The sequence below is a fragment of the Burkholderia sp. GW821-FHT14F03 genome (assembly GCF_058803765.1).
Genome location: NZ_JBXAPG010000007.1, coordinates 65,107 through 90,657, shown reverse-complemented (window position 1 = coordinate 90,657; position 25,551 = coordinate 65,107). Strand labels below are relative to the sequence as shown.

Annotated in this window: 18 protein-coding genes; 6 read left to right on the top strand and 12 right to left on the bottom strand. The window is 68.0% G+C overall.

What is annotated here, in order from left to right:
• Positions 1-70: 70 nt before the first annotated feature.
• Together AC1RQF_RS07415 and rimO are read right to left on the bottom strand one after the other, a co-directional pair.
• Positions 71-1,000: a sugar kinase gene (locus AC1RQF_RS07415; RefSeq protein WP_492871713.1), complete on the bottom strand. Its 930-nt coding sequence runs from the start codon at positions 998-1,000 to the stop codon at positions 71-73.
• A 12-nt stretch (positions 1,001-1,012) separates the two neighbouring features.
• Positions 1,013-2,404 (bottom strand): 30S ribosomal protein S12 methylthiotransferase RimO, encoded by a 1,392-nt coding sequence (gene rimO / locus AC1RQF_RS07410; RefSeq protein WP_492871649.1) that lies wholly within the window; start codon positions 2,402-2,404, stop codon positions 1,013-1,015.
• A 674-nt stretch (positions 2,405-3,078) separates the two neighbouring features.
• On the opposite strand from rimO, the gene AC1RQF_RS07405 reads away from it, so the two are divergent.
• The 3 genes from AC1RQF_RS07405 (at position 3,079) to AC1RQF_RS07395 (ending at position 7,322) form a co-directional block, all read left to right on the top strand.
• Complete coding sequence (locus AC1RQF_RS07405; RefSeq protein WP_274002965.1) at positions 3,079-3,669, top strand: fimbrial protein; 591 nt, start codon at positions 3,079-3,081, stop codon at positions 3,667-3,669.
• Between the two features lie 108 nt (positions 3,670-3,777).
• Positions 3,778-4,521, top strand: a complete 744-nt coding sequence (locus AC1RQF_RS07400) for a fimbrial biogenesis chaperone (protein ID WP_274002963.1) — start codon at positions 3,778-3,780, stop codon at positions 4,519-4,521.
• A 227-nt stretch (positions 4,522-4,748) separates the two neighbouring features.
• Entirely contained in the window at positions 4,749-7,322 is a 2,574-nt protein-coding gene (locus AC1RQF_RS07395; RefSeq protein WP_492871648.1) for a fimbria/pilus outer membrane usher protein, read from the top strand.
• A 540-nt stretch (positions 7,323-7,862) separates the two neighbouring features.
• On the opposite strand, the gene AC1RQF_RS07390 is transcribed toward AC1RQF_RS07395, so the two are convergent.
• Genes AC1RQF_RS07390 through AC1RQF_RS07380 form a run of 3 tightly spaced genes read right to left on the bottom strand, consistent with a single transcriptional unit; the run spans position 7,863 to position 12,992 of the window.
• The gene (locus tag AC1RQF_RS07390) at positions 7,863-10,586 is read right to left on the bottom strand and encodes an Hsp70 family protein (protein WP_492871647.1); all 2,724 of its coding nucleotides are present in this window, start codon (positions 10,584-10,586) and stop codon (positions 7,863-7,865) included.
• 4 nt (positions 10,587-10,590) lie between these two features.
• Positions 10,591-12,432: an Hsp70 family protein gene (locus tag AC1RQF_RS07385; RefSeq protein ID WP_274002959.1), complete on the bottom strand. Its 1,842-nt coding sequence runs from the start codon at positions 12,430-12,432 to the stop codon at positions 10,591-10,593.
• Positions 12,429-12,992 (bottom strand): DUF2760 domain-containing protein, encoded by a 564-nt coding sequence (locus tag AC1RQF_RS07380; RefSeq protein WP_274002957.1) that lies wholly within the window; start codon positions 12,990-12,992, stop codon positions 12,429-12,431. Before AC1RQF_RS07380 ends, AC1RQF_RS07385 begins: the two co-directional genes overlap by 4 nt.
• A 695-nt stretch (positions 12,993-13,687) precedes the next feature.
• Between AC1RQF_RS07380 and AC1RQF_RS07375 the strand changes: the two genes are divergently transcribed.
• Both AC1RQF_RS07375 and AC1RQF_RS07370 read left to right on the top strand, forming a co-directional pair.
• Positions 13,688-14,443 carry a carbonic anhydrase gene (locus AC1RQF_RS07375; RefSeq protein ID WP_492871646.1) on the top strand — a complete coding sequence of 252 codons (756 nt, stop codon included), beginning with the start codon at positions 13,688-13,690 and terminating at the stop codon, positions 14,441-14,443.
• 108 nt (positions 14,444-14,551) lie between these two features.
• Positions 14,552-14,980, top strand: a complete 429-nt coding sequence (locus tag AC1RQF_RS07370; protein ID WP_274002952.1) for a DUF4430 domain-containing protein — start codon at positions 14,552-14,554, stop codon at positions 14,978-14,980.
• Between the two features lie 249 nt (positions 14,981-15,229).
• Here the strand turns inward: AC1RQF_RS07370 and phaR are convergent, their stop codons facing one another.
• The 6 genes from phaR to AC1RQF_RS07340 all read right to left on the bottom strand — a co-directional run bounded on the left by phaR (position 15,230) and on the right by AC1RQF_RS07340 (position 22,348).
• Positions 15,230-15,796: a polyhydroxyalkanoate synthesis repressor PhaR gene (phaR, locus tag AC1RQF_RS07365; protein WP_274002950.1), complete on the bottom strand. Its 567-nt coding sequence runs from the start codon at positions 15,794-15,796 to the stop codon at positions 15,230-15,232.
• Positions 15,797-15,914: 118 nt separating this feature from the next.
• Complete coding sequence (locus AC1RQF_RS07360) at positions 15,915-16,655, bottom strand: 3-ketoacyl-ACP reductase (protein WP_252982938.1); 741 nt, start codon at positions 16,653-16,655, stop codon at positions 15,915-15,917.
• Between the two features lie 108 nt (positions 16,656-16,763).
• Positions 16,764-17,945: an acetyl-CoA C-acetyltransferase gene (locus tag AC1RQF_RS07355; RefSeq protein ID WP_274002947.1), complete on the bottom strand. Its 1,182-nt coding sequence runs from the start codon at positions 17,943-17,945 to the stop codon at positions 16,764-16,766.
• Positions 17,946-18,047: 102 nt separating this feature from the next.
• Positions 18,048-19,829, bottom strand: a complete 1,782-nt coding sequence (phaC, locus tag AC1RQF_RS07350) for a class I poly(R)-hydroxyalkanoic acid synthase (RefSeq protein ID WP_274004295.1) — start codon at positions 19,827-19,829, stop codon at positions 18,048-18,050.
• A 468-nt stretch (positions 19,830-20,297) separates the two neighbouring features.
• The gene (pgeF, locus tag AC1RQF_RS07345; RefSeq protein ID WP_274002945.1) at positions 20,298-21,134 is read right to left on the bottom strand and encodes a peptidoglycan editing factor PgeF; all 837 of its coding nucleotides are present in this window, start codon (positions 21,132-21,134) and stop codon (positions 20,298-20,300) included.
• Entirely contained in the window at positions 21,131-22,348 is a 1,218-nt protein-coding gene (locus tag AC1RQF_RS07340; protein WP_274002943.1) for an RluA family pseudouridine synthase, read from the bottom strand. Before AC1RQF_RS07340 ends, pgeF begins: the two co-directional genes overlap by 4 nt.
• Positions 22,349-22,399: 51 nt before the next feature.
• On the opposite strand from AC1RQF_RS07340, the gene AC1RQF_RS07335 reads away from it, so the two are divergent.
• Positions 22,400-23,224, top strand: coding sequence for an outer membrane protein assembly factor BamD (locus AC1RQF_RS07335; RefSeq protein WP_274002942.1), 825 nt, complete (start codon positions 22,400-22,402; stop codon positions 23,222-23,224).
• 30 nt (positions 23,225-23,254) lie between these two features.
• On the opposite strand, the gene yoaA is transcribed toward AC1RQF_RS07335, so the two are convergent.
• Positions 23,255-25,501, bottom strand: a complete 2,247-nt coding sequence (yoaA, locus tag AC1RQF_RS07330; RefSeq protein WP_492871645.1) for a DNA repair helicase YoaA — start codon at positions 25,499-25,501, stop codon at positions 23,255-23,257.
• Positions 25,502-25,551 lie beyond the last annotated feature (50 nt).

The window sequence follows — 25,551 nt, the reverse complement described above, 5'->3', positions numbered from 1 at the left end:
TACGTTCGAAGATCGCGGCGACGTTCACGCGCCGCCCGTTCACATCGCCGCCGCGCCAAGAGCCGCGGCATCACGCGGTCAACCACGCCTCGACCGCCGCCCGGGTCGGAATCGGCGCAACCGCGCCGAAGCCGCGCGTCGACAACGCGGCGGCCGCGTTCGCATAACGCGCCGCCGCGAACGGATCGTCGCCCGCGACGATCCGCGCGACGAACGCCCCGCCGAAACAATCGCCCGCCCCGGTCGCGTCGACCGCCTCGACCACCTGCCCCGGCACGAGACGCCGCGCGTCGGGCGTCGCGACATACGCGCCCTCCCTGCCGAGCTTCAGCGCGACGATGCGCGCGCCGAGCGCGAGCAGCGCGTCGACGATCGCATCGCGGTCGTCGAGGCCCGTCAACGCCGTCACGTCGTCCCAGCTGGGCAGGCAGATGTCGGTATGGCGCAGGGCTTCGCGCATCACCGCGCGGGCGCGCGGCAACGGCCACAGCTTCAGGCGCAGATTGGTGTCGAAGCTCACTTGCGCGCCCTGCGCGCGCGCATGCTCGATCGCCGCGAACGCGGCGTCGCACGCACTTGCGCCGATCGCGAGGCTCACGCCCGACAGGTGCACGACGCGCGCGGCGGCGAGCGCGTCGAGCGGCAGGTCGCGCGGCGCGTAGCGGCTCGCGGCGGAGCCCGCGCGCAGATAATCGAACTGATGGCCGTGCGCGCCGTGCGACACGAAATACACCCCGGTCGGCGCGCCGCCGTCGATCTTCACATGAGTGGCGTCGACCTGTTCCCGCTGCCACAGATCGCGCAGCAGGCGGCCGAAATGATCGTCGCCGACCGCGGACACGAAGCCCGTGCGCGCGCCCTGCCGCGCGGCGGCGATGCAGAAGTTCGACGTATCGCCGCCGAAGCCCTGCAGATAGTCAGGCGCGCCGGGACGCGACTGGTTGAACTCGACCATCGCCTCGCCGAGCGCGAGAATCTCGGGCGCGCCGTCCAGCCGCATTGTCGTCATCGTTCAGACCTCGCCCCAGAGATCGTGGCCGTCGGCGCCGGTGATGCGGACCGACACGAAATCCCCCACCTTGTAGCGCTTCGACGCCTTGGCCGCCGGCTCGACATAGACCACGCCGTCGATTTCCGGCGCATCGGCCGCGGTGCGGCCGATGCCGCCCTCGTCGTTGACCTCGTCGATGAGCACCTTGAGGGTCTGGCCGACCTTGCGCTCGATGCGCGCGGCGGACACCTCCTCCGCGACCTCCATGAAGCGCGCGCGACGCTCCTCGCGCACCTCGTCGGGCAAGGCGCCGTCGAGCTCGTTCGCGGTCGCGCCCTCGACGGGCGAGTAGGCGAAGCAGCCGACCCGGTCCAGTTCGGCTTCGCGGATGAAGTCGAGCAGCGTCTCGAACTGCGCCTCGGTCTCGCCCGGGAAGCCGGCGATGAAGGTGCTGCGGATCGTCAGGTCCGGGCAGATGTCGCGCCAGGCCTTCACGCGCTCGAGCACCTTCTCCGCGTTGGCGGGGCGCTTCATGCGCTTGAGCACGTCCGGATGCGCGTGCTGGAACGGCACGTCGAGATACGGCAGCACGTGCCCCTTGAACGGGCCCTCGGCCATCAGCGGAATCACCTCGTCGACGCTCGGATACGGGTACACGTAGTGCAGGCGCACCCACGCGCCGTAGTGCGCGGCGAGTTCGCCGAGCGCGGCGACCAGGTCGGTCATGCGGGTCTTGATCGGCTTGCCGTTCCAGAAGCCCGTGCGGTACTTCACGTCGACGCCGTACGCGCTCGTGTCCTGCGAGATCACGAGCAGCTCCTTCACGCCGGACTTGAACAGGTTCTCCGCTTCGAGCATCACTTCGGCGACGGGGCGCGACACGAGATCGCCGCGCATCGACGGGATGATGCAGAACGTGCAGCGGTGGTTGCAGCCCTCGGAGATCTTCAGGTACGCGTAGTGGCGCGGCGTGAGCTTGATGCCCGCGGGCGGCACCAGATCGACGAACGGATCGTGCGGCTTGGGCAGGTGGCTGTGCACCGCCTGCATGACCTCGCCGAGCGCGTGCGGGCCGGTGACGGCCAGCACCTTCGGATGCACCTCCTCGATGAGGCCCGAACCGCTCGCGCTCTTCTTCGCGCCGAGGCAGCCGGTGACGATGACCTTGCCGTTCTCGGTCAGCGCCTCGCCGATCGCGTCGAGGCTTTCCTGCACCGCTTCGTCGATGAAGCCGCAGGTGTTGACGACGACGAGGTCGGCGCCGTCGTAGGTGCCGGAGATTTCATAGCCCTCCGCGCGCAGCTGGGTGATGATCTGCTCGGAGTCGACCAGCGCCTTGGGGCAACCAAGGCTGACCATGCCGATTCGGGGGCCGTGAGCAGCCTTGGCCTTTGATTCTGAAGAATTTTTCACTGATGCTTCCGGATGTGGGGTAGAAACGGCCCCCTGAGAGACGAAACCGTTGTTGGGCGGCATTTTACCTGTTCCAACCTGCGCCGACGCCACATCGCTCCTGGCGAAATTTGAGCGGCGGGCATTCAACTTATGCGCTGCCCGCAGCCCGTCATGTTCCGCAGCGGGCCCAGCCCGGGCCTGGCCGCTGATCAACCCCGACGCGAACTGACACGGCCCACTGCGATAAAAAACCGCGCCGAGCGACGCCGTTGCCGTGCTACAGATCGAGAAACATCCGAATCGCGTCTCTGATCGCGTCCATTTCTTCGTCAGTCGCACGCTCGTCGTTGAACTTAAACTCCCGCGCCCTGAACCACAGATTCGCGATCGATCCACGAGGGCGACACCGGGTCTCGCGAGACTCGAAATTCGAATCGCCGACTTCCGGATGAGAACCGACGCGATGCCGCTCCCCGCGTGCGAAACGTCATGCGGCGGCTGGGGCGCGGCAGCGCGCCATTCCGCTTTAGTACTTGAATGAATATAAATCATCAAACTTCGTTCAAGTCAAATTTCCCGCTCAGCGGAAGATTCCGATAATCAATCCCGAATCGCACCCCATCAGATTTCGCTCAAACGGCGAATGATGTCTGCGCGTTTCACATCATCAACCAACGTCTGAGATCAACACAATGAAACTCGCAACAAGCACCAAACTCATTTCGACGCTCCTGGCCGCGGCGGGGCTCAGCCTCGCATCGGCGGCTCACGCGTCGGACGGCACGATCACGTTCACCGGCAACGTCACGGCCGGAACCTGCAAGATCGATGGCAAGGATGCCGGCGCCACGACGAACAAGTCGGTCGTGCTGCCCACGGTGAGCACGGGCGCGCTGAACACGTCGGGCGCCGTGTCCGGCCGCACCGGGTTCGGCTTCAAGCTGACGGGCTGCGCGGTGGATTCAGAGGACTCGAAGGGCAACCCGACCAAGGTCCAGGTCACGTTCGAAAACGCGACCAACGTGACCACGGACGGCAAGCTGGCGCTCGACAAGGGTTCGGTCGACACGCCCGAAGCCAAGAACGTCGTGCTGCAGATCCTGAACGACAAGCAGGACCCGATCAAGGTCGGCGCGAACTCGCCGGACCAGAACTCGCAGGTCGTCTCGATCGACTCCGACGGTACTGCCGAACTGAACTTCTTCGCCGAATACCTGGCGACGGGCGCGGTAACCGGCGGCTCGGCGAACTCCTACGTCCAGTACTCGCTCGTCTATCCGTAAGCCTCCTCGTAGCGGGCCTTCCCGCGCGGAAGGCCCCGGCGGCGTGCGCCGCACGCCGCCGGCCCCCTGTCCGTCGATATCCATCCCCCACCACCCCTCCGAGTCATCATGAACGCCATCGCCAAATCGCTCAAGGTCATCGCCCTGGCCTCCGTCTTGATTGCGTCGCAAGCCTGCGCGAGCGTCGTGATCTCCGGCACCCGCCTCGTCTTTCCCGGCGACGAACGCGAAGCGACGGTCAAGCTCACGAACGAAGGCGCGGCTCCCGCGCTGGTCCAGGCCTGGATCGACAACGGCGACGCGCATGCATCGCCTGATTCCATCAACGTGCCGTTCACGCTCACGCCCGCGATGTTCCGGATGGAGCCGCAAAAAGGTCAGACCTTGCGGATCATCTATACGAACGAGCCGCTTCCCGCCGACAAGGAATCGCTGTTCTGGCTCAACGTGCTGGAAATTCCGCCGAAGCTCACCGGCGACGCCGCGCGCAATCAGCTCCAGGTCGCGTTCCGCTCGCGCGTCAAGATCATGTATCGCCCGAAGGGGCTGCCGGGCAGCGCACTCCTGGCGCCGGCACAGGTTCGCTGGCAAGTCGAGCACGGTGCGGACGGCCTCTACGCACTCAAGGCGACCAACCCGACGCCCTATGTCGTCAACATCGGCAGCGTGCAGCTCCATTCCGGCGGCCAGCGCTACGACGCCGGCGCCGGCTACGTGCTCCCCGGCGGCACGCAGGCATTCCCGGTCGCGAAGCTTGGCGCGCCGCCCGCCGCGGACGCGAAGGTCCAGTTCAGCAGCATCAACGACTGGGGGGCATCGATCAACAATGAAGCCCCCGTATCGATGCGGTAGCGCCGCACCGGTGCTCGGCTGATCCTGTCCGGGCGCCGCCCGAACGTCGCCGGCCGTTCCGCTTCGACGCCACCCGGATCGACAACGCGTCTCACGCCAACGGCACTCAGCCTTCGCGCTTCCACGCTCGCCCCTGGTATTCAGAATAGGATTCCTGATTAATGAATTTGCCGCCCTCGACCCGACATGCTCATCGGAGCGCCGCCCGCCTGCCTCGGACCAAGCCGATGTATGCGTTCGTGCTGTCCAGTCTGGCCGCCTGGGCCGGCAACACCCACGCGAGCGACCTGCAACCGCCCCAAGCGGAAACGGACGCGATGCAGGTCGCACAGGCCGGCGTCCCCGACGCGCGCTTCGCGCAGGTTCAGTTCGACCCCAACTTCCTGAACAACGGCGTCGGGCAGTCGGTCGACATCCGGCGCTTCGAACGCGGCAACTTTGCGTCACCGGGCGCCTACAGCGTCGACCTCTTCGTCGGGGAAAGCTGGGCGGGACGCTTCGACGTCGAATTCAAGACCACGCCCGGCGCGTCCGAGGCGCAACCCTGTTTCGACGAAGCGCAGTTGCGCCGCATCGGCGTAAATTTCTCAAAGCTGCCCGCCGAAACCACCGCCGCGATCGTCACCCAGGGCGAATGTCGCCGGATCGATCAGGTTATCCCCGAAGCGAGCGCGCTGTTCGACTTCAGCGAACAGCGCCTCACGCTCAGCATCCCGCAGGCATTCATCGACCGCCGTGCACGCGGCTATGTCAGCCGCGACCAATGGGATTCGGGGGTGCCCGTCGGCATGCTCGACTACAACCTGAACGTCTACAGCTCGAAGATCAAGGGCAGCAGCGCGGACACGCAGGGCTATCTCGGGCTGAACAGCGGCGTCAATCTCGGCAACTGGCATTTCCGTCACAATGGTTCACTGTCGTGGTCGGAGCGCAACGGCAGCCATTACCAGAACATTTCGACCTACGTGCAGCGCGACCTGCCGTCGCTGTCGTCCCAGCTCGTGCTTGGCGAAACGTATACGTCCGGCGAGCTGTTCGATACGACGCAGTTCCGCGGCGTGCGCCTGTCGACCGACGACCGGATGCTGCCCGACTCGCTGCGCGGCTACGCGCCCGTCGTGCGCGGCGTGGCGAACAGCAACGCGAAGGTGAAGATCAGCCAGAATGGCGTCACGCTGTACGAAACAACCGTCTCGCCGGGGCCGTTCGAGATCAACGACCTCTACCCGACCGGCTATGGCGGCGACCTGCGTGTGGCCGTGTTGGAAGCGGATGGGTCCGAGCATACGTTCACGGTGCCCTACGCGGCCGTTCCGCTGTCGCTGCGGCCCGGCATCCAGCGCTACAGCTTCGTGGCGGGCGCATTGCGCAGCCAGCAGAATTCGAGCAACCCGCTGTTCATGCAGGCGACGTACCAGCGTGGCCTGACGAATCTGCTGACCGGCTACGCCGGCGTCACGGTTGCCGCCGGCTATGCCTCCGCGATGCTGGGCAGCGCGCTCAATACGCGGCTGGGCGCAATCGGCGTCGACTTCACGCAGGCCACGACATCGGTGCCGGGCGTGAAGCGTTTCAGCGGGTCGAGCCTGCGCATCAGCTATGCGAAATCCATCACGCCGACCGGCACCAACGTCTCCATCGCCGCGTATCGCTATTCGACCAACGGCTATTTCAACCTCAACGATGCGATGAACACGCGCAGCGCCGTACGCGACGGGTTCTCCGTCGATACCGTCTGGCGGCAGCGCAACCGCGCATCGCTGATGCTGAGCCAGCGGCTCGGCGACAAGGGTGGGCAACTAAGCGTGACCGCCGCGGCATCAAACTACTGGAACCGCGGCGGTTCGGACGTCAGCTACGCGGTCGGCTACAACAATGCCTTCCGGAATATTTCATACGGCCTGTCGGCCACGCGGCAGCGCAATGCCGGCGGCGACATGAGCACGCTGTATTACGCGAGCGTCACGATCCCGCTCGGCAAGTCCGGCTCGACGATGGTGACGAGCAACGTCTCGCGCAACACGCAAGGCAGCACGCAAGTGCAGTCGATGCTGTCCGGCTCGCTCGGCGTCGACAACGCGTTGTCGTACAGCGTCGGGGCCAACTACATGAGCGGCCAGGGCAGCGCGAGCACCGACGGCAACGGCAGCCTCACGTACCGGGCGCGCGTCGCCGAGCTCAATGTCAGCGCCGGCGGCAGTTCGACCTACCAGCAGGGTTCGCTGTCCATTCGCGGCGCCGCGGTCGCCCACCAGGGCGGCATCACGCTGTCGCAGCCGCTGTCCGAAACATTCGGCATCGTCGAGGCGAAGGGCGCGGAAGGCGCGCGGATCACGAACGCGTCCGGGGTGCGGGTCGACGGCCGCGGCTACGCGATCGTGCCTTATCTCACCCCGTACAACCTGAATACGGTCGAGATCGATCCGAAGGGCATCTCGATGGACGTCGAACTGAAGGAAACGAGCCGGCAAATCGCGCCACGCGCCGGCGCCGTGCCGCTGCTCAAGTTCGACACCGACACGGGGCGTTCGGCGCTGATCGCGGCGCGCAAGGCAGACGGCACGCCTTTGCCGTTCGGCGCGGCTGTTGTCGACGAGAGCGGGACGGATCTCGGCGTCGTCGGCCAGGGCAGCAAGTTGCTCGTACGCGGCCTGCAGGACAAGGGAGAGCTCACGGTTCAATGGGGCGACGATGCACGCTCGATCTGCCGCATCGCATACGAATTACCGGTCAAGGAGCGCACGCGTCGCGCCGGCGACCTGCAGAACCTCAGCGGTATTTGCAAGACAGGCACGATCTAGGGCGATGCGACGCCACGCTCGGCGTCAGGCACGCGCCGCCGAGCCGTGCCGCGCGATCTGCCCGGCAGTACACCGGCACCCGCCTTGGATCGACTCGCGACTGAGCGACCGTTTCGGTAGAACGATGCAACACCGATCCACCTCGGCCCCGACTCCCCGGCGATCGGCAACAGCATCAATGGTGCGCCGGACAGGCCCGCAACGGCGAGATCGTTACGATTCCATTCGAGGCACAGTATGTGAAAACGGGGGCGACCGTTACCCCGGTTATCGTCAACGCGTACGCATCGTTCACGTTTTCCTATATTCGGCGGGCAAACTGCACGGCCGGCCGACCGGCTCCGAGGACGTGGATCGCATGACGACGCGCCGGCCGTCTATGCCAGGATTCCCAAGGACAGGAGGTTGCGACCGACCGGTTTGAATCCACGCTCAGGTGATACGCCGCAAGGGCGCGCGGCGATCGTGCGGAGCACGATGCCGCATCGGTCTGAGCCATCCGCCTCTTGCCGCGCCCTGCCCTCGCGCCGGCGCGCGCCCTCACCCGGCGATCAGCTTCAACCCCGCCGGCAACGATTCGCCCAGCACCCTCGCCGTATCGGCCGCGTCCAGTTCCACCACCTCGCGCACCATGCCGATCCATGCGGCGGGCGCATGCGCCGCCGCGAGCCGCTGAATCACCGCCTCGCGCGTGGCCGGCGGCACATCGCGCACGCGATCGCCCGTCATCCGGGCGATCTGCACGACCGCGAACGCAGCGGGTTCCACCTGCTTCCAGTCGAGCGCGAACAGCGCATCGAGCCAGCCGCCCACCACCTCGGCCGGCACCACACCGTGCGCGCTGCCATAGAACGGCCGGCGGGCGCCGACGCGACCGAGCGCCCACGCGCCCAGCGCACGCTCGCCCGCCTTGCTCAACGCCGCGACCAACCGCTCGGCAAGCGCGATCTTGCGTTCGACCGGCAAACGTTCGAGCGAGGCCGACAAGCGCATCATGTCCGGCAAGCCGATCTTGTCCAGATCGAATGGCAACTCGCGGGTCTTGCCCTCGACCGGTTCGAGAAACGCGATCGCGTCGCGAACCTGCTGCTGCGCCTCCGTCTCGAGCCCGCCCGCCGCGCGCCGCCACAGCGTCCACCATTCGGACCACACCTGGGCGCTCTTCACGTACTGGATACCGTCGTCGAACAAGGGCCACAGCTGTTCGATGCGCCACGCGTCGAGCGGATGCCCGAAGCCCGGACGCATGCAGTGTCCCGCGAGGTTCAACCACACGCGCTCGTGATCGGCCGAGCGCCTGCGCCGCCGTGCGCGCGCCAGCAGCACATCGAACAACGCGCGCGCGAGCACGACGTCCCAGTCCTCGCACGGCCCAAGCAATTGCTCGAGTTGGGCGCGCAGCCGGCGCGTGTCTTTCGGATCGACGCCCGCCGCGCGGTCGCCGAACGAACGCTCGATCAATTCGATCGCCTGATCCAGCCGGGGATGACGCGCCGGCTCATCCCGCTCGCCGGACGCGGCGGCCTCGCCGCGCAGCAGGAATTCGAGCCGCCAGCGCTGCGCGGGATCGTCCGTCGCGATGCAATGCATGTCGAGCGTGCCGACTTCGGTCAGCGACGTCGCGAGCGTCACGGGCGTCTCGTGCGCGGCGGAGGCGCCCCGTCGCCCGACCACCGTCGCGATCGGCGGCAGCCTGATGAAATCGCCGTCGTCGAGCGTGACGATCTCACCGGGGCGATACACGGTCTCGACCACCGTCGACACGAGGTGAAAGCGCACCGGCTGCCCGAGGCGCAGCGCGAATACGCGATCCGCCAGCGGGATCTCGCGCCCCTCTTCGGTGCCGCGCGGCAGCAGGCACACGCCGCGCGCAGGTTCGCCGTCGGCATCGAGCACGAGGAAATAACTGCGCGGCGAGCCGCCGCCGACGCGCGGCGCGTGCCCGTCTCGCGCCAGGCCATATGCGACCGCGCCGCGCGCGACCGCGATGTCGGGCTGATCGTTGTGCAGTACCGTGAGCGGCTGGCCGCGCCACGCGCCGAGCATGCCCGTGAGGCGCCCCGCCAGCGCGCCCGCGCGAAACACGCCGCCGTTGAGCAGCACCGTGTCGGGCAACGGGCCTTCCGCATGGCGCGCCAGGAACGCGGCCACGTGCCGCGTGATCGCCGCGTCGCTCGCATACGGCAGGCCGAACTCGACGATCGCGCCGCGCGCGCGGCGCGGCAGATCGCCGGACGCGGCCGGCGGGAAGAATCCGTCGACGACGATCTGTTCGACTTCCTGCCGCGTCAGTTCCGCCGAGCGCGCGCCGCCGACGAGCCGGCTGCCCGCGCCGAGCAGCGTGAGCGTGACCGCCTCGGGCGCGTCGTCGCCGAGCAGCCGTTCCTTCGCCGCGCGGCAGCGCTCGACCAGTTGCGACAGCTGCGCGGCCGACAGCCGCGCGCCGGGCTCGCTCAAGCGCGGCTCGACGAGCCGCGCGAGCGCGAGGTCCATGTTGTCGCCGCCCAGCATCAGGTGATTGCCGACGCCCGTGCGCGTCAACACGGGCTCGCCGTCGTCGCGCAGCGTCACGTCGATCAGCGTCAGATCGGTCGTGCCGCCGCCGACATCGCAGACCAGCACGCGCCGGGCGTCCGCGAGCGCATCGCGCCAGCTCGCGCGATGCCGGTAAAGCCAGTCGTAGAAGGCCGCCTGCGGTTCTTCGAGCAAGCGCAGCGACGGCAGCCCCGCGCGGCGCGCGGCCTCGACCGTGAGCGCGCGCGCGCCGTCGTCGAACGAGGCGGGCACCGTGAGGATCACGTCCTGGGCCGCCAGCGGCGCAGCCGGAAAATGCGCATCCCATGCGGCGCGCACGTGGGCCAGATAGCTCGCGCTCGCCTCGACGGGCGAGACCTTGGCCACGCCCTCCGCCGCGCCCCACGGAAGAATCGGCGCGAGGCGGTCGACCGCCGCATGCGACAGCCAGCTCTTCGCGCTGGTGACGAGCCGGCCCGGCACCTGCGCGCCGAGCGTGCGCGCGAACCGCCCGATCACGGCGGCCGGCATCTCATTGCGCGCCTGCCAGGGCAGCCGCAGGCTGTCCGGCGCCTGCTCGCCGGGCGCCGGGTGATAGCGCGCCGACGGCAGCAGCGGCGACGCGCCGACCGCCCCCGGCCCGACCAGTTGTGCGATGTCGAACACCCGAATCGCATCCGAACCCGGCGCGACATACGCGACGACCGTATTGCTCGTGCCGAGATCGATGCCGATCGTATAGCGTTTCATCGGCTCAAATGGCGCCGCGCACGTCGAATTCGACCTTCCAGCGTTCATCGGTGCCGCTCGGGATCGCTTCGAGTTCGAGCGTGCCCGTTTCGGTCACGTGCGCGCGCAGCTTCACCGGCACGATCTCGCCGACGGTGCGGCCGTCGGCCGGCAGCGTCGCCTGGATTTCCTCGAGTTCCTGCAGCTCCTCCGGCGACCAGTAGTCGAGCAAGGCGCCGACCTGATCCTGGCGGCGCACCGACGAACCGAAGAAGCGGAAATGCACGGGCTCGCCGACGACGAGGCCGAACTCCTGCGGCGGCAATGCCGCGGTCGTGCCCTCCTCCATCCCGAACGGCGCGACGCACAGCGCCTGCACCGGCGGCTCCAGCCCGGGCACCGCGGGCATCGCCGATTCGACCGCGACGTAGTACGCGCGGGCCGTGCCGCCACGGATCCGCACACCGCGGCCGCGCTTCACGAAGCCGTAGTACGCGGCGCCGCGCGCGACCGCGAGATCGAGATCCGCGCCGTCGAGCAGACGGGCCGGCGCCGCGCCTTCGGCCGCGAGCCAATGGTTCAGCGTATCGAGCACGCGCTGCGTGAGCAGCGCCGACTTGAACACGCCGCCGTTGAACAGCACCGCCGTCGGAGGCAGGAACGTCGCGCCCTGAGGCAGCGCGCGCCCGACGCCTTCCAGTGAGTCGAGCGCCGCCACCTGACGGCCGAGGAACGCCGCGAGGTGACGCGTGATCCCGGCGTCCTGCGCATACGGCAGACCCAGCTGCGTGAGACCGGCGCGCGCGCGGCTGGCCGGTCGCGCGGCCGCGTCGACCTGCGGGAAGAAGCCGTCGAGAATCGTCTGCGTGAGTTCCGCGCGGGTCAGCTCGGTGCGGATCGAACCGCCGATCAGCTTCGAGCCGCGGCTCGGCACGACGAGCGGCACCGCGTCGGTCGACGCATCGGACAACAGCGTTTCCTTCGCGGCGCGGCACGCGTACGTGAGCGCGCGCAGCTGCCACGGATCCGCCTGCGTGCCTTGCGCCGCGAGCTTGCGCGCGACGACGTGCGCGAGCGCGAGGTCCATGTTGTCGCCGCCGAGCAGGATGTGCTCGCCGACCGCGACACGGTGCAGTTCGAGATTGCCGTCGCGCTCGACGACCGCGATCAGCGACAGATCGGTCGTGCCGCCGCCGACGTCGACGCACAGGATCAGGTCGCCGATCCGCACCTGCTTGCGCCAGCCGCCCTCGCTTTTCTGGATCCAGCTGTAAAGCGCCGCCTGCGGCTCCTCGAGCAGCGCCATGCGCGAATAGCCGGCGGCGCGTGCGGCCTCGGCCGTCAGCTCGCGCGCGGCCGGATCGAACGACGCGGGAATCGTGACCGTCACATCCTGGTCGGCGAACGGCGCATCCGGATGCGCGTGATCCCAGGCTTCGCGCAAGTGGGTCAGATAGCGGATCGCGCTTTCGAGCGGCGACACGCGCGACACCTCGGGCGGCGCATCGCCGGGCAGGATCGCCGCGCGGCGATCGACGCCCGGATGACACAGCCAGCTCTTCGCGCTCGACACGAGACGGATCGGCGTGCCCGCGCCGCGGCTGCGCGCCATCTCGCCCACCGCGAAATCGCGCGAGGCGGTCCACGGCAAGGTCAGGTCGCCCTGGGCCAGTTCGCTCTCATGCGGCAGGTAGAGGAAGGACGGCAGCAGATCGCGCGATTCGAGCGCGCCGGGCGCGGTCAGCTGCGCGATCGGCAGCACGTGTTGCGCGAGCTTCTCGCCGTCGCTTGCCGCGCAATCGACGTAGGACAGCGCGCAGTGCGTGGTGCCGAGATCGATGCCGATCGAATAACGGGAATCGCTCACAGCTCCACCTCCGCCGGCGCGATCACCGACGCGTCGTGGCTGCCGGTCAGCTTGGGCAGGCGCACCTCGGCCACGCGCCAGCCGCGATGGCTGACGGTGCCGGTGAACGGCGCCGCGCCGACGACGTTGCCGGTCACGCGCACCGCCGTCGCGTCGAAGCCGGCCGGCAGCGTCACGCGGCTGCCTTCGGCCTCGTCGCGCACCGGGACGATCGTGAAGTGTTCGCGCAGCGCGGCGCGGCAACCGTCGTGCACGAGCCGCGCGGCCGCGCCGATCTCGGCGTCCGCATAAGCGGCGATGTCTTCCTCGACGAAGTCGAGGAAACGCGCGTCGCGTTGCAACAGGCCGAGCAGTTGCAGCGCGGCCTGCGGGCTTGCCTCGTGCAGTTCGGGCGCGGCGGGCTTCACGGGCGCGGCGGCCGGCGCCGGTTGCGCGGAAGCGGAAGCGCCATCGCGCACGCGCTGCACGCCGGCGGCGAACTCGCGGTTGCCGAGCACGGAAAAGAACGCACCAACGGCAAGCGACAGCCTGCCGAAGAAGGACAGATTGGATTCGGGCATGAAACGTGGACTCCGGTGGGCTCGCGACACGGCGAGCGGTCTTGCCTGGGCGGCGGGCACGGGCGTGGACACGCGCAACACCGTCGGTGTGTGCCTTTCCGCCCCCCTCGCGAGGGCGCAAAACCCGTATTTTGCCCTGTGTGGCCGACCGACGCGAAAGTTTGGAGGCACACGGTTCTCACGCGGGACGATATTGCGCGGGGCGCGGTGCTCAAAACGACGCCGCATTCAGCGACCACGCACGCTTGCCGGCGCCCCCCCGCCATTGGCCTGGAAACGCTTGCGCAGGGTCCCGGAGGCGAGGACGGAACACCGGGAAGCCCTCGACACGCACGATCGATCGCAATCGATCGAACCGTAGCAGCCAGTCGCGGCTCGTCGACTGCTCCCCGCCGCGAGCCCGTCATGCTCGTTCAACTACGCCGTCATTCCGCATCGCCCCGGTTCGCGCGTCAAGCGATTCTCGAAGCATCGGGCGCGTGCTTCAAATTGAAGCGACCGACATGTCGCCCCGTCCCGTACGCCGCCTCGGCAAAAGACGCGCATCACACCGACAACCGCACCCGCAGGTACGCGGCTGTCCCTCGATCTCTCACGCGCGTGCACGCGCATCGATTGGGGATTCCGCCGACGACACGCATAATGCCTCGTCATCTCGTCGCCCTTTCCAATCATGTTGCCCCGGAGCCTGCCCCATGTGTGATTCGATATCCTGCACACCGAAGACGATCATATCGACGCGCCGTCGCTTTCTGCGCACGACGGGCGGGACAGCCATTGCGGCTGCGCTTGCCGGCGCGCTTCCCAACCGCGCCGCGGTTGCCGCGGACGACAAGGCGTCCGCGCCGAAGCCGCAGAACGCCGTCTCTCCCGACGATGCGATCAAGCGCCTGATGGAGGGCAACGCCCGCTACGTGGCGGGCGTGACGCGCCGTCATGATTTCGTGCACGAGCGGGAAGCGCTGCGCGGCGGACAAAACCCGTTCGCCGCCGTGCTCGGTTGCGCAGATTCGCGCATCGCGCCGGAATATGCATTCGACAGCGCCCGAGGCGATCTCTTCGTCACGCGCGTCGCCGGCAATTTCGTCAACGACGACGTGTTGGGCAGCCTCGAGTACGCCGTTGCGGTTCTGACGATTCCGGCCATTCTGGTGCTCGGCCACGACCAATGCGGCGCTGTGGAGGCGGCGGTCAAGGTCGTGACGCAGGGCGCGACCTACCCTGGGAAGATCCAGTCGCTTGCCGAGTCGCTCGTGCCGGCGGTAGACAAGGTCAAGCACCGTGACGCGCCGCATCTGCTCGATGCGGCCATCGTGCAGAACGTCCGCGACAGCATGGCCGGCCTGCGTGCGCATTCGTCCATCATCCGGAACGCGAGCGAGGCGGGAACGCTGAAGATCGTCGGCGGGGTTTACCGCCTGGCGAGCGGCAAGGTCGAATCCGTGGTGTAACGCCGTCGGGCCTGCGACCGGTTCACCGGCTTACGCCACCGTCACATTGTGATTCCGGCCACGGTTTCCTAAGCTGATTGCATCGCTCATCCGATAACGAGGCAGACCATGTCCGCATACCGCCCGATCACCGTGCGCGCGATCGACAACCAGAACCATCAGCTGTTCGAGTACGCGGTACCGTTTTCATTGGAGGTCAGCGCCCGGCAATTGCTGGAACAGGCCTTCGTGCTGGGACAAACGGCCAGCACGGCCGATCCGTTCCTCTTCACGCTCGAGTACTACGGATACAGTGAATCGGCGCAGTATCCCGGCTACCTGGGCTACGAGGTCGAAAGCATCGCCGGTCTCTCGAACGGTGCGCAGTACTACTGGGAACTGCTCGTCAACGGCGTTTCATCCGCGAGCGGCGCGGACACCACCTATCCGAATCCCGGCGCGACCGTGACCTGGCAATACACGGCGATTCCCACGGCGCCCGGCGAACAAAGCCGCCGCGCGGCGCGCGTTCGGACGCGCCACAGCGCTCGTGCTTGAGCGGGAACGGCGGCGCGCGAGTGATCCCGATGCAGCGCGGGGTCGCGCGCCGGGTCGGCACAACGGGTTCGGGGGACGGTGGGGGACCACCTGGAACGGCACCGCGACGCGCAGTCGCGCGACATACGCAGCCGCGCCGGACGGCGCGGCGGTCGCTCGCAACGACAGCGGGGAATAAACGGAAGACGCGAACGCCTGCCAGCCGGCGCGGCGATATCGCGCGCGCCGCCGACTCGCGGATTTACTTCTTTACTTCTTTTCCGGCTCGCCCGGCCCCGGCTGCTGGAACGGGAACGCGTTGAACATCGACTTGGCCTGACTCTGCATCTGCTCCTGCATCTGCACGAACATGTTCTTCGATTGCTCGATGTAGCTGGTCATCATCCCTTGCATCATCGGCGCCTGCATGTTCATGAACTGCGACCAGACCTCCGGATTCATCGCGTTGGTGTCGTAGAGGTTCTTCGACTGGTCGGCCAGCTTGTTCTGGATATCGATGAACGCCTGGATATTCTTCTCCAGGTAGGTGCCCATCATGCCCTGCATCGCATGGCCATAGAAACGGATGATCTGCGACAACATCGACGACGAGAACATCGGCACGCCGCCGCTCTCTTCCTCGAGAATGATCTGCAACAGGATGCTGCGCGTCAGGTCCTCGTTGCTCTTCGCGTCGATCACCTTGAAGTCTTCCTGCTCGAGCACGAGCTGCTTGACGTCGGTCAGCGTGATGTAGGTACTTGTCTCCGTGTCGTACAGCCGGCGATTCGGATATTTCTTGATGAGCCGTTCGGCCGTCTTCTTTGTATTGGTCATGTAACGCCTTTGAGCGCCAGCGCAGCGCAGTGACGACGCGCCGCCAACCGCTCGGCGACGCGTACCCGGAACCACCCGAACCACGCACCGGCCGGCGAGCGCCGGCCGGCCGCATGGCTCAGCCCATATGCAAGCCGCCGTTCAGCGAGAAATCGGCGCCGGTCGAGAACCCGGACTCCTCGGACGCCAGCCACGCGACGATCGAGCCGATCTCGTCGGGCGAACCGAGCCGCCGCACCGGAATCGTCGCGACGATCTTCTCGAGCACGTCCGGGCGGATCGCCTTCACCATGTCCGTGCCGATATAGCCCGGCGACACCGTGTTGACGGTCACGCCCTTCGTCGCCACTTCCTGCGCGAGCGACATCGTGAAGCCGTGGATGCCGGCCTTCGCGGTCGAGTAGTTGGTCTGACCGAACTGACCCTTCTGGCCGTTCACCGACGAGATGTTGATGATCCGCCCCCAGCCGCGCTCGACCATGCCGTCGATCACCTGCTTCGTGACGTTGAAGAGGCTCGTGAGGTTCGTGTCGATCACGGCCGTCCAATCCTCGTGCGTCATCTTGCGGAACACGACGTCGCGCGTGATGCCGGCGTTGTTGACCAGCACGTCGACCTCGCCGACCTCGGCCTTGACCTTGTCGAACGCCTGCTTGGTGGAGTCCCAGTCGCCGACGTTGCCCTCGGATGCCACGAAATCGAAGCCCAGCGCTTTCTGGTCCTCGATCCACTTCGTACGCCGCGGCGAACTCGGGCCGCAGCCCGCGACCACCCTGAAGCCATCCTTGTGGAGGCGCTGGCAGATGCTGGTGCCGATGCCGCCCATCCCGCCCGTTACGTAAGCAATTCGCTGAGACATAAACATCACTCCATTATCGTTTTGAGAAGCGCCGAGCGGCAACCCTCTTTCCTCGCCTGCGTTCCGGCTGCGCCGCCTCCGTCAAGGAAACCGCGCGGCCGGCATTCGTCACGGACGCTCGACGGCCAGCGCAACACCCATCCCGCCGCCGATGCACAGCGATGCAAGACCCCGTTTCGCATCGCGCTTCTGCATTTCGTACAACAGCGTCACGAGAATCCGGCAACCGGATGCGCCGATCGGATGGCCAATCGCGATCGCGCCGCCGTTCACATTGATCTTCGAGGTATCCCAGCCCATCTGCTGGTTCACCGCCAGTGCCTGCGCGGCGAACGCCTCGTTGATTTCCATCAGGTCCAGATCGCCGGGCGTCCAGCCCGCGCGCTCCAGGCAGCGCAGCGACGCCGGCACGGGGCCGATCCCCATCACACTCGGATCAACGCCCGCGTTCGCGAACGCCTTGATCCGCGCGAGCGGCTTGAGGCCCAGCGCCTCGGCCTTCTTCGCCGACATCACGAGCACGGCGGCCGCGCCGTCGTTGAGGCCGGACGCATTCGCGGCCGTCACCGTGCCGTCCTTCGCGAACGCCGGCTTGAGGCCCGCGAGCGATTCCGCCGTCACGCCGTGGCGCACGAACTCGTCGGTCGCGAAGCGCACCGGCTCGCCCTTGCGCTGGGGAATCTCGACCGGCACGATCTCGTCGTCGAAGCGGCCCGCCTTCTGCGCGGCCTCCGCCTTGTTCTGCGACAGCGCGGCGAACGCATCTTGTTCCGCGCGGCTGATGCCGTACTCCTTCGCGACGTTTTCCGCGGTGATGCCCATGTGGTACTGGTTGTAGACGTCCCACAGGCCGTCGACGATCATGCTGTCGACGAGCTTCGCGTCGCCCATCCGGAAGCCGTCGCGCGAACCCGGCAGCACGTGCGGCGCCGCGCTCATGTTTTCCTGGCCGCCGGCGATCACGATCTCGGCATCCCCCGAGATGATCGCGTTCGCCGCGAGCATCACGGCCTTCAGGCCGGAGCCGCAGACCTTGTTGATCGTCATCGCGGGCACCGCGGTCGGCAGGCCGGCCTTGATCACCGCCTGCCGTGCCGGATTCTGGCCCGACGCCGCGGTCAGCACCTGGCCGAGGATCACTTCGCTGACCTGCTCCGGCTTCACGCCGCCGCGTTCCAGGACCGCCTTGATCACCGCGGCGCCCAACTCGGGCGCCGCGATCTTCGCGAGCGAACCGCCGAACTTGCCGACCGCGGTGCGCGCGGCCGATACGATCACTACGTCAGTCATTTCACCACCCTCCGGGCCCGGCGCGACGCGGCGCGCCGCGATTCACCCTGTTAAAAATTCCAAGCAAGGACGCCATGAGCGTGCGCCCCGTTCCGCGATTCGTCAATTCCGCTGCAGTACGTACCGACCCGGCGCCGGCTCGACGACCGGGTGGCGCGCCGAGCCCAATTGGGTGCGCGCCTTCACCTTGCGGCCGCCGAACGGATCGAGCCAGTCGATCCAGGTGGGCCACCAGCTGCCCGGATGCTCGGTCGCGCCGTCGAACCATTCGTCGGCCGTGGCCGGCAAGGCGCGCGCCTCCGCGTCATGAGTCCAATAGCTGCGCTTGTTCTTCGCAGGCGGGTTGATCACGCCCGCGATGTGGCCCGATGCGCCGAGCACGAACTTGAGCGGCCCCGTCAGCAGCGAGGTCGACGCGTACGCGGTCGGCCACGGCACGATGTGATCCTCGCGCGAGCCGTAGATGAAGGTCGGCACGTCGATGCGCGACAGGTCCACCGGCTCGCCGCACACCGTCAGCGCGCCCGGCTCGCGCAGCTGGTTCTCGAGATAGGTATGGCGCAGATACCACGCGTACATCGGCCCCGGCAGGCTCGTCGAGTCGCCGTTCCAGTACAGCAGGTCGAACGGCGCCGGCGTGCGCCCCTTCAGATAGTTGTCGACGACGTAGTTCCAAACGAGATCGTTCGGGCGCAGGAACGAGAACGTGTTCGCGAACTCGACGCCGAGCATCAGCCCGGGCTTGCCGCCATGCTTGCCGCCGATGGTCTGCTCGCGCATCTGCACGTGCGCCTCGTCGACGAACACGTCGAGCACGCCCGTGTCGCTGAAATCGAGCATCGCGGTCAGGAGCGTCATCGAGGCGACCGGGTGTTCGCCGCGCGCGGCGAACACCGCGAGCGCGGTTGCCAGCATCGTGCCGCCGACGCAGAAGCCGAGCGCGTTGATCTGCTCACGGCCGCTGATCTCGCGGACCACGTCGATCGCGGTGAGCATCCCTTCGTCGATGTAGTCGTCCCAGGTCTTGTGCGCCACCGAGGCGTCCGCGTTGCGCCACGACACCAGGTAGACCGGATGGCCGCTGGAGAGCGCGTGCGCAACCAGCGAATTCTCGGGCTGCAGATCGAGGATGTAGTACTTGTTGATGCAGGGCGGCACGATCAGGAGCGGCCGCTCGAACACGGTCGGCGTCTGCGGCTTGTACTGGATCAGCTGGATCAGGTCGTTCTCGAACACGACCGCGCCCTCGGTCGTGGCGAGATTGCGGCCGACCACGAATTGCGACTCGTCCGTCTGCGAAATCTTGCCGCGCTGCAAATCGCCGAGCAGATTCATCATGCCGAGGCGCAGGCTCTCCCCCTGCGTGTCGAGCAGGTTCTTCTGCACGTCGGGATTGAGCGCGAGGAAATTGCTCGGCGAGGTCGCGGCCGTCCATTGCTGCACCGCGAAGCGGATCCGCTCGCGCGTCTTCGCATCGGTCTCGACCGCATCGGCCAGCGCCTGCAGGTAGCGCGCGTTCAGCAGATACCAGGCCGCCGCGAACGCGTGCGCGGGCGACGCCTTCCAGGCATCCGCGCTGAACCGGCGGTCCTTCAGCTCGGGCGCTTCGAGCGTCGTCGCCGTGGACTGGCGGATCAGCGCCGCGCATTCCTGTGAGTAATCGGTCTGCAGCTGCTGCAGGCGCGCGGGCGGAATCGTGGCGACCGGCAGCTTGAACGCCGCGAGCGGCCCGGTCGCGCCCGCCCAGTCGGCGGGGGCCGGCGGCGCGAACGGAAACGCGGCGGCGCCGAACGGCGACGGCCCGGCAGCGGCGCCGGATGCGGCGCGCCCGCTCTCGGCGGCGCGCGCCCAAGCGCCCAGCCACGTCTCGAAGATCTGCTGCATCTGCTGCGCCGCCGGATCGGCGGACTGCTTACCGTGGGTGCGATCGGCCTCGGGGGATGTCGACGATTTTTTCGGTGCTGTCATACCTGCATTACCGGTGATACCTGCGCGGGTTTCCTGGAAATCCTGCTCGAGCCGCGTACCGCCCTCATCCCGCAGACGGTTGCGCCGGGCGGGCCGTCATGCTCTGGAGTATTTCCTCCAGATTCTGACGCAGTGCGGTAGTTTTATCATTATCGTTTTCCCCATGTGACCTGTGACGTCAATCAACGATCGGCCCGCCGGTTCGGAAAACCCGCGGAAAATGGCGAACGCAAGGCCACACGAGGCTTCGCGGCACGTCATCGAAGCGGGCAGTGTAAGCGAAGCGCGCGCGAAAATCGAACTGCGCAGTGCAGCAAAAATATCGTTCGCATACCGTTGGGAATTGCAACAAACCAGCCCGATTGGCCCCGTTCGCGAACGCACTCAATCCGCGAGCCAGATCAGCGCCGCCATGCGGCCCGTCACGCGGTCGCGACGGTACGAGTAGAAGCGCTCGCGCGCCGTCACCGTGCAGAGATCGCCGCCGCTCACCTGCGTCACGCCGAGGCGGGCGAGGCGCAGGCGCGCGAGCGCCGCGAGATGCGCGAAATATTTGTCGTGCGCCGCGTCATGCGCGACGAACGCGCGCGCGGTGGCCGTGTGCTCGGCGAGCGGCGCGGCCTCGAGAAATGCCGCGCGCACCTCCTGCCCGACCTCGAATGCCGTCGGCCCGATCGCCGGGCCGAGGTAGGCATGCAGGCGCTCGGGCGGCACGCCCGCGAGCGCGGCGACGCGCTGCGCGGTGCGCTCGATGACGCCCGACACGAGCCCGCGCCAGCCCGCGTGCGCGGCGCCCACCGCCCGCCCCGCGTCGTCGCACAGCAGCACCGGCATGCAATCGGCCACCATCACGACGCACACGACGCCCGGCGTGTCGGTCACGCTCGCATCGGCGTGCGGCGGCGGCGCATCGGGCGCGGCGGCCAGCGCCGCATCGGCCCGCACGATCTCGACGCCGTGCACCTGCTCGAGCCACGCGGCGCGCGGCTGGCCGGTCAGCGCGAGAAGCCGCGCGCGGTTCGCCTCGACGTGCGCGGGATCGTCGCCGGTGTGCAGGCCCAGGTTCAGGCCGCCCGGCAGCGCGATGCCCTCCTGCCAGCGGCCGTACGGCGGCAGGCTCACGCCGCCCGCGCGGGTCGACACCAGCGCGCGCACGCGCGGCGGCGCCTGCCAGTCGGGCTGCAGGCAATCGGCGGGCGTCAGCGCGGGCAACATCGTCATGGTCGGCCATCCTCGTCGTCGGGATACGGCTCGCCGTCCAGGCGCGCCGCGTCGAAATCATCCTCATAGACCGCGTCGTCGTCGCCGAATTCCGCTTCGTCGTGACCGAAGCCGAGCGCCTCGACCAGCGCGGCGATGTCGTCCGGCAGCGGACAGCGCCACTGCATCGTGCGGCCGCTCACCGGATGCACGAGCCCGAGCCGCCACGCATGCAGCGCCTGCCGCGCGAATCCGTCCGGCAGCGGCGTCACCGAACGCTTGCCGCGCGCGCGGCCGTAGACCGGATCGCCGAGCAGCGGATGACCGACATGCGCGCAATGCACGCGGATCTGGTGCGTCCGCCCGGTCTCCAGGTCGCACTGGATCGCCGAGACCGGCTGGCGCGACCACAGCGTCCGGTCGACGGTGCGGAAATGCGTGCGGGCCGGTTTGCCCGACGCACCGGTCACCACCGCCATGCGGGTGCGCTCGCGCGGATCGCGGCCGATCGGCGCGTCGATCGTGCCGTCCTCCGGCATCTGCCCCCACACGAGCGCGAAATAGCGGCGCTTCACGGTGCGGGCCTGCAACTGGCGGACGAGATCGGTCTGCGCGGCCAGCGTGCGCGCGACCACCATCAGCCCCGAGGTCTCCTTGTCGAGACGGTGCACGATGCCCGCGCGCGGCAGCCCGGCCGCCGCGTCGCCGTAGCGATGCAGCAGCCCGTTGAGCAGCGTGCCGCTCCAGTTGCCCGCCGCCGGGTGCACGACCATGCCGGCCGGCTTGTTGATGACGACCAGCGCCTCGTCTTCGTAGACAATCGTGAGCGGCACCGGCTCCGGCGCGAACGCGAGCTGTTCGGGCAGCAGATCGGGCACGAGCTCGATGGTCGCGCCGAGCGGGACCGGCTGGCGGACCCGCGCGGGTTCGCCGTCGACGCGCACGCGCTGCGCATCGATCCAGCTTTGCAGCCGGTTGCGCGAAAATTCAGGAAAAAGCTGGGCGAGCGCCTTGTCGAGGCGTTCGCCGGCCAACGCCGGCGGAACCTCGACGACGCGCGGCGCGGTATCGGCCGCACCGTCGGACGACGGCGCGGGACGCACCTCCAGCGCTTCGCTCGTCAGATCATCGTCGAGCGAATCACTGGAAGGAGCGTTGGACGACGAGGCGCTTGGGCTATAATCGTCGCTATTTGCCATGCCCGGCCGGGCATGCAATGAACTTGAACGGGTCATTTAGACTGGGTCACCGAGACTTAAAGCTAGGACATGCGAGCCCTATTCACCATGATGAATTCGACCAAACGCGCGGCAAAACCTGTGGCCGGCTGGATTGCGCTGGCCGCGGCCGCCGCACTCATCGCCGGCTGCCACGGTTTGCCGCAGAAGAGCGATGAGACCGCTGTCTGGTCGAACAACAAATTATACTCAGAGGCTCAGGATGCGTTGACGGGCGGCGACTGGGGCAAGTGCGCGAAGTACTTCGAATCGCTGCAGGGCCGTGACCCGTTCGGTCGTTTCGCGCAACAGGCGCAGATCAACGTCGCCTACTGCAACTGGAAGGACAACGAGCCGGCCGCAGCCGACCAGGCCGTCGACCGCTTCCTCCAGCTGCACCCGGATCACCCGGACATCCCCTACGCGTACTACCTGAAGGGCATGATCCACTTCAACGACGACCTGGGCCTGTTCGGCCGGTTCTCGGGCCAGGACATGAGCGAGCGCGACCCGCAGGCGCTGCGCGAGTCGTACGACGCGTTCAAGGTCGTGGTCGATCGTTTTCCGAAGAGCAAGTATGCACCCGACGCCGCCGCGCGGATGCGCTATATCGTGAACGCGCTCGCCTCGCACGAAGTGCACGCGGCCGATTATTACTATCGCCGCGGCGCCTACGTGGCCGCGATCAACCGCGCGCAGCTCGCGATCAAGGAATACAAGAACGCGCCCGCGATCGAGGACGCGCTGCACATCATGACGCTGTCGTACACGAAGCTGAACCAGCCGCAGCTCGCCGACGACACCAAGCGCGTGCTCGCGTCGACCTTCCCGGACAGCCCGTACGTCACCGGCCGCTCGCGGCCGGGCGCGAAGAAGTCCTGGTGGCAATTCTGACGGCAGCCCGCCGTCCGGGCGAAGCGCCGCTCAGGCCTCCTGGGCCGCGCGACGCTCCGTGAAGAACTCGCGCACCACCTCGATCTCGCGCGTGCGCTTGAACGGCGGCAGGCTTTGCCAGATGCGTCGGCCGTACGGCTTGTCGACGAGCCGCGTATCGCAGATCATCAACACGCCGCGGTCGGTTTCCGCGCGGATCAGGCGGCCCGCGCCCTGCTTCAGCGTGATCACGGCCTGCGGCAGCTGGTGCACGGCGAACGGGCTCAAGCCCTTCTTCGTCAACGCTTCGAGCCGCGCCGCAAGCACCGGGTCATCGGGCGGCGCGAACGGCAGCTTGTCGATCACGACGAGCGACAGCGCGTCGCCGCGCACGTCGACCCCTTCCCAGAAACTCTGGCTGCCCACCAGGATCGCGTTGCCGTACGCACGGAACCGGTCGAGCAGCTCGGTGCGGCTCGCGTCGCCCTGCACGAGCAGCGGCGTCGACCAGCCGCGCGACTCGATCGCGTCGCGCAATCGGTTCGCGATCCGGTCGACCGCGCGCAGCGTCGTGCACAGCATGAAGACCCCGCCGCCCGCCGCCTCGATCGCCGGCCACGCTGCCTCGAACACCGCGTCGGTGAACGCGGGCGACGACGGCTGCGGCAGATTGCGCGGCACGTACAGCAAACCCTGGTTCGGATAATCGAACGGACTCGCGAGCGTCATCGAGCGCCGCGCGCTGAGCCCCATCTGCGCCGCGTAATGGGTGAAGTCGCCGCGCACCGACAGCGTCGCCGACGTGAAGATCCAGGCGCGCGGCACGCCCGCGCGCTGTTTCGCGAAGATCGGCGCGACCGACAGCGGCGTCTCGTGCAATTGCACCGTATGCGAGAACACCTCGACCCAGCGCACCTTTTCATTCGGATCGCCGGATTCCGCCGCGGGCGCCTCCTCGGCAGCGCCCGACGCAGCGGCGCCCGACGCGACGGCGCCCGGAGCCTCCGGCACAACCCAGCCCGCCAGCAGATCCTGCAGTTCGCGCGCGCGCCGCAGGCACGCGCCCAGCGATTCCGCCCGCTCGGCCTGCCCGGCCAGCGCCGCGGCAAGCGCGTCGAGCGCCGCCTCGAGCGCATCGAGCGCCGCGAACAGCGGATGATCGCCGTCGAGCTGGGACAACGCGACCCGCACGATCGTATCGTCGGCGAAGGCAAGCCGGACATCGCGCGCAGCACGCTCCAGCGCGCCGCCCAGCTTCACCCATTCGACCGCATCGCGCGCATGGCTCAGGCCTTCCGCCACCGCATCGCGCGCGAGTTCGAGCAACTGCGTGGTGGACAGCGTCTCGCCGAAGAACAGCGTCGCCGTCTCCGGCAGCTGATGCGCCTCGTCGAAGATGATCGTGTTCGCGCTCGGCAGCAGCTCGGCCATGCCGGTGTCGCGCAGCATGATGTCGGCGAAGAACAGATGGTGATTGACGACCACGACGTCCGCCTGCTGCGCCTCGCGACGCGCCTGCATCACGAAACATTCCTTGTAGTGCGGGCATTCCTGGCCGAGGCAGTTGTCGCGCGTCGACGTGACCATCGACCAGACCGGCGCGTTCTCCGGCACGCTCGCGAGTTCGGCCTTGTCGCCGCTGCGGGTGATCTTCGCGAAGCGCACGATCTCCTGCAGGTAGGCGGTATCCTGCCGCGACGGCAGGCGGCCGTTGTCGGCCGTGCGCTGCAGGTAGTAGTGGCACAGGTAGTTCGCGCGCCCCTTCAGCATCGCGACCGACACCGGCACGGCGAGCGCGTCGCGCACCGTCGGGATGTCGCGCTGGAACAACTGGTCCTGCAGGTGCTTCGTGCCGGTCGACACGATCACCTTGCCACCCCACAGCATCGCCGGCACGAGATACGCGTAGGTCTTGCCGGTGCCGGTGCCCGCCTCGACGATCAGCGTGTTGTCGGCCTGGTCGGCCGCGGCGTCCTGCCCGGCCGCCGCCGCGCCGGCCGGCGCATCCGTCAGGCGGCGCGCGGGACGCTTGCGCGTATCGAAGATCTCGGGCTCCGGCATCAACTTGCCCGACGCCTCCATCGCGGCGGCGACGGCCCGCGCCATCTCGATCTGCGACGCGCGGGAACGGTAGCCGTCGAGCACGCGCGACAGCAGGCCGCCCTCGCCGAAGATGGCATCGAGTTCATTGACGCGCTGTGGGCTCGGCGCATACGCGCCGTCGCCGGGCGCGCGGGCACGCGCGGCGGACGCGACATCGCGTCGCGCGTCGGGAGTGGCATCAAGCGGTGAATTCAAGGCAAGCGGTTCCTAGGTGTCCTGTCCGGCGCCTGCCGCGGCGCCGGCGC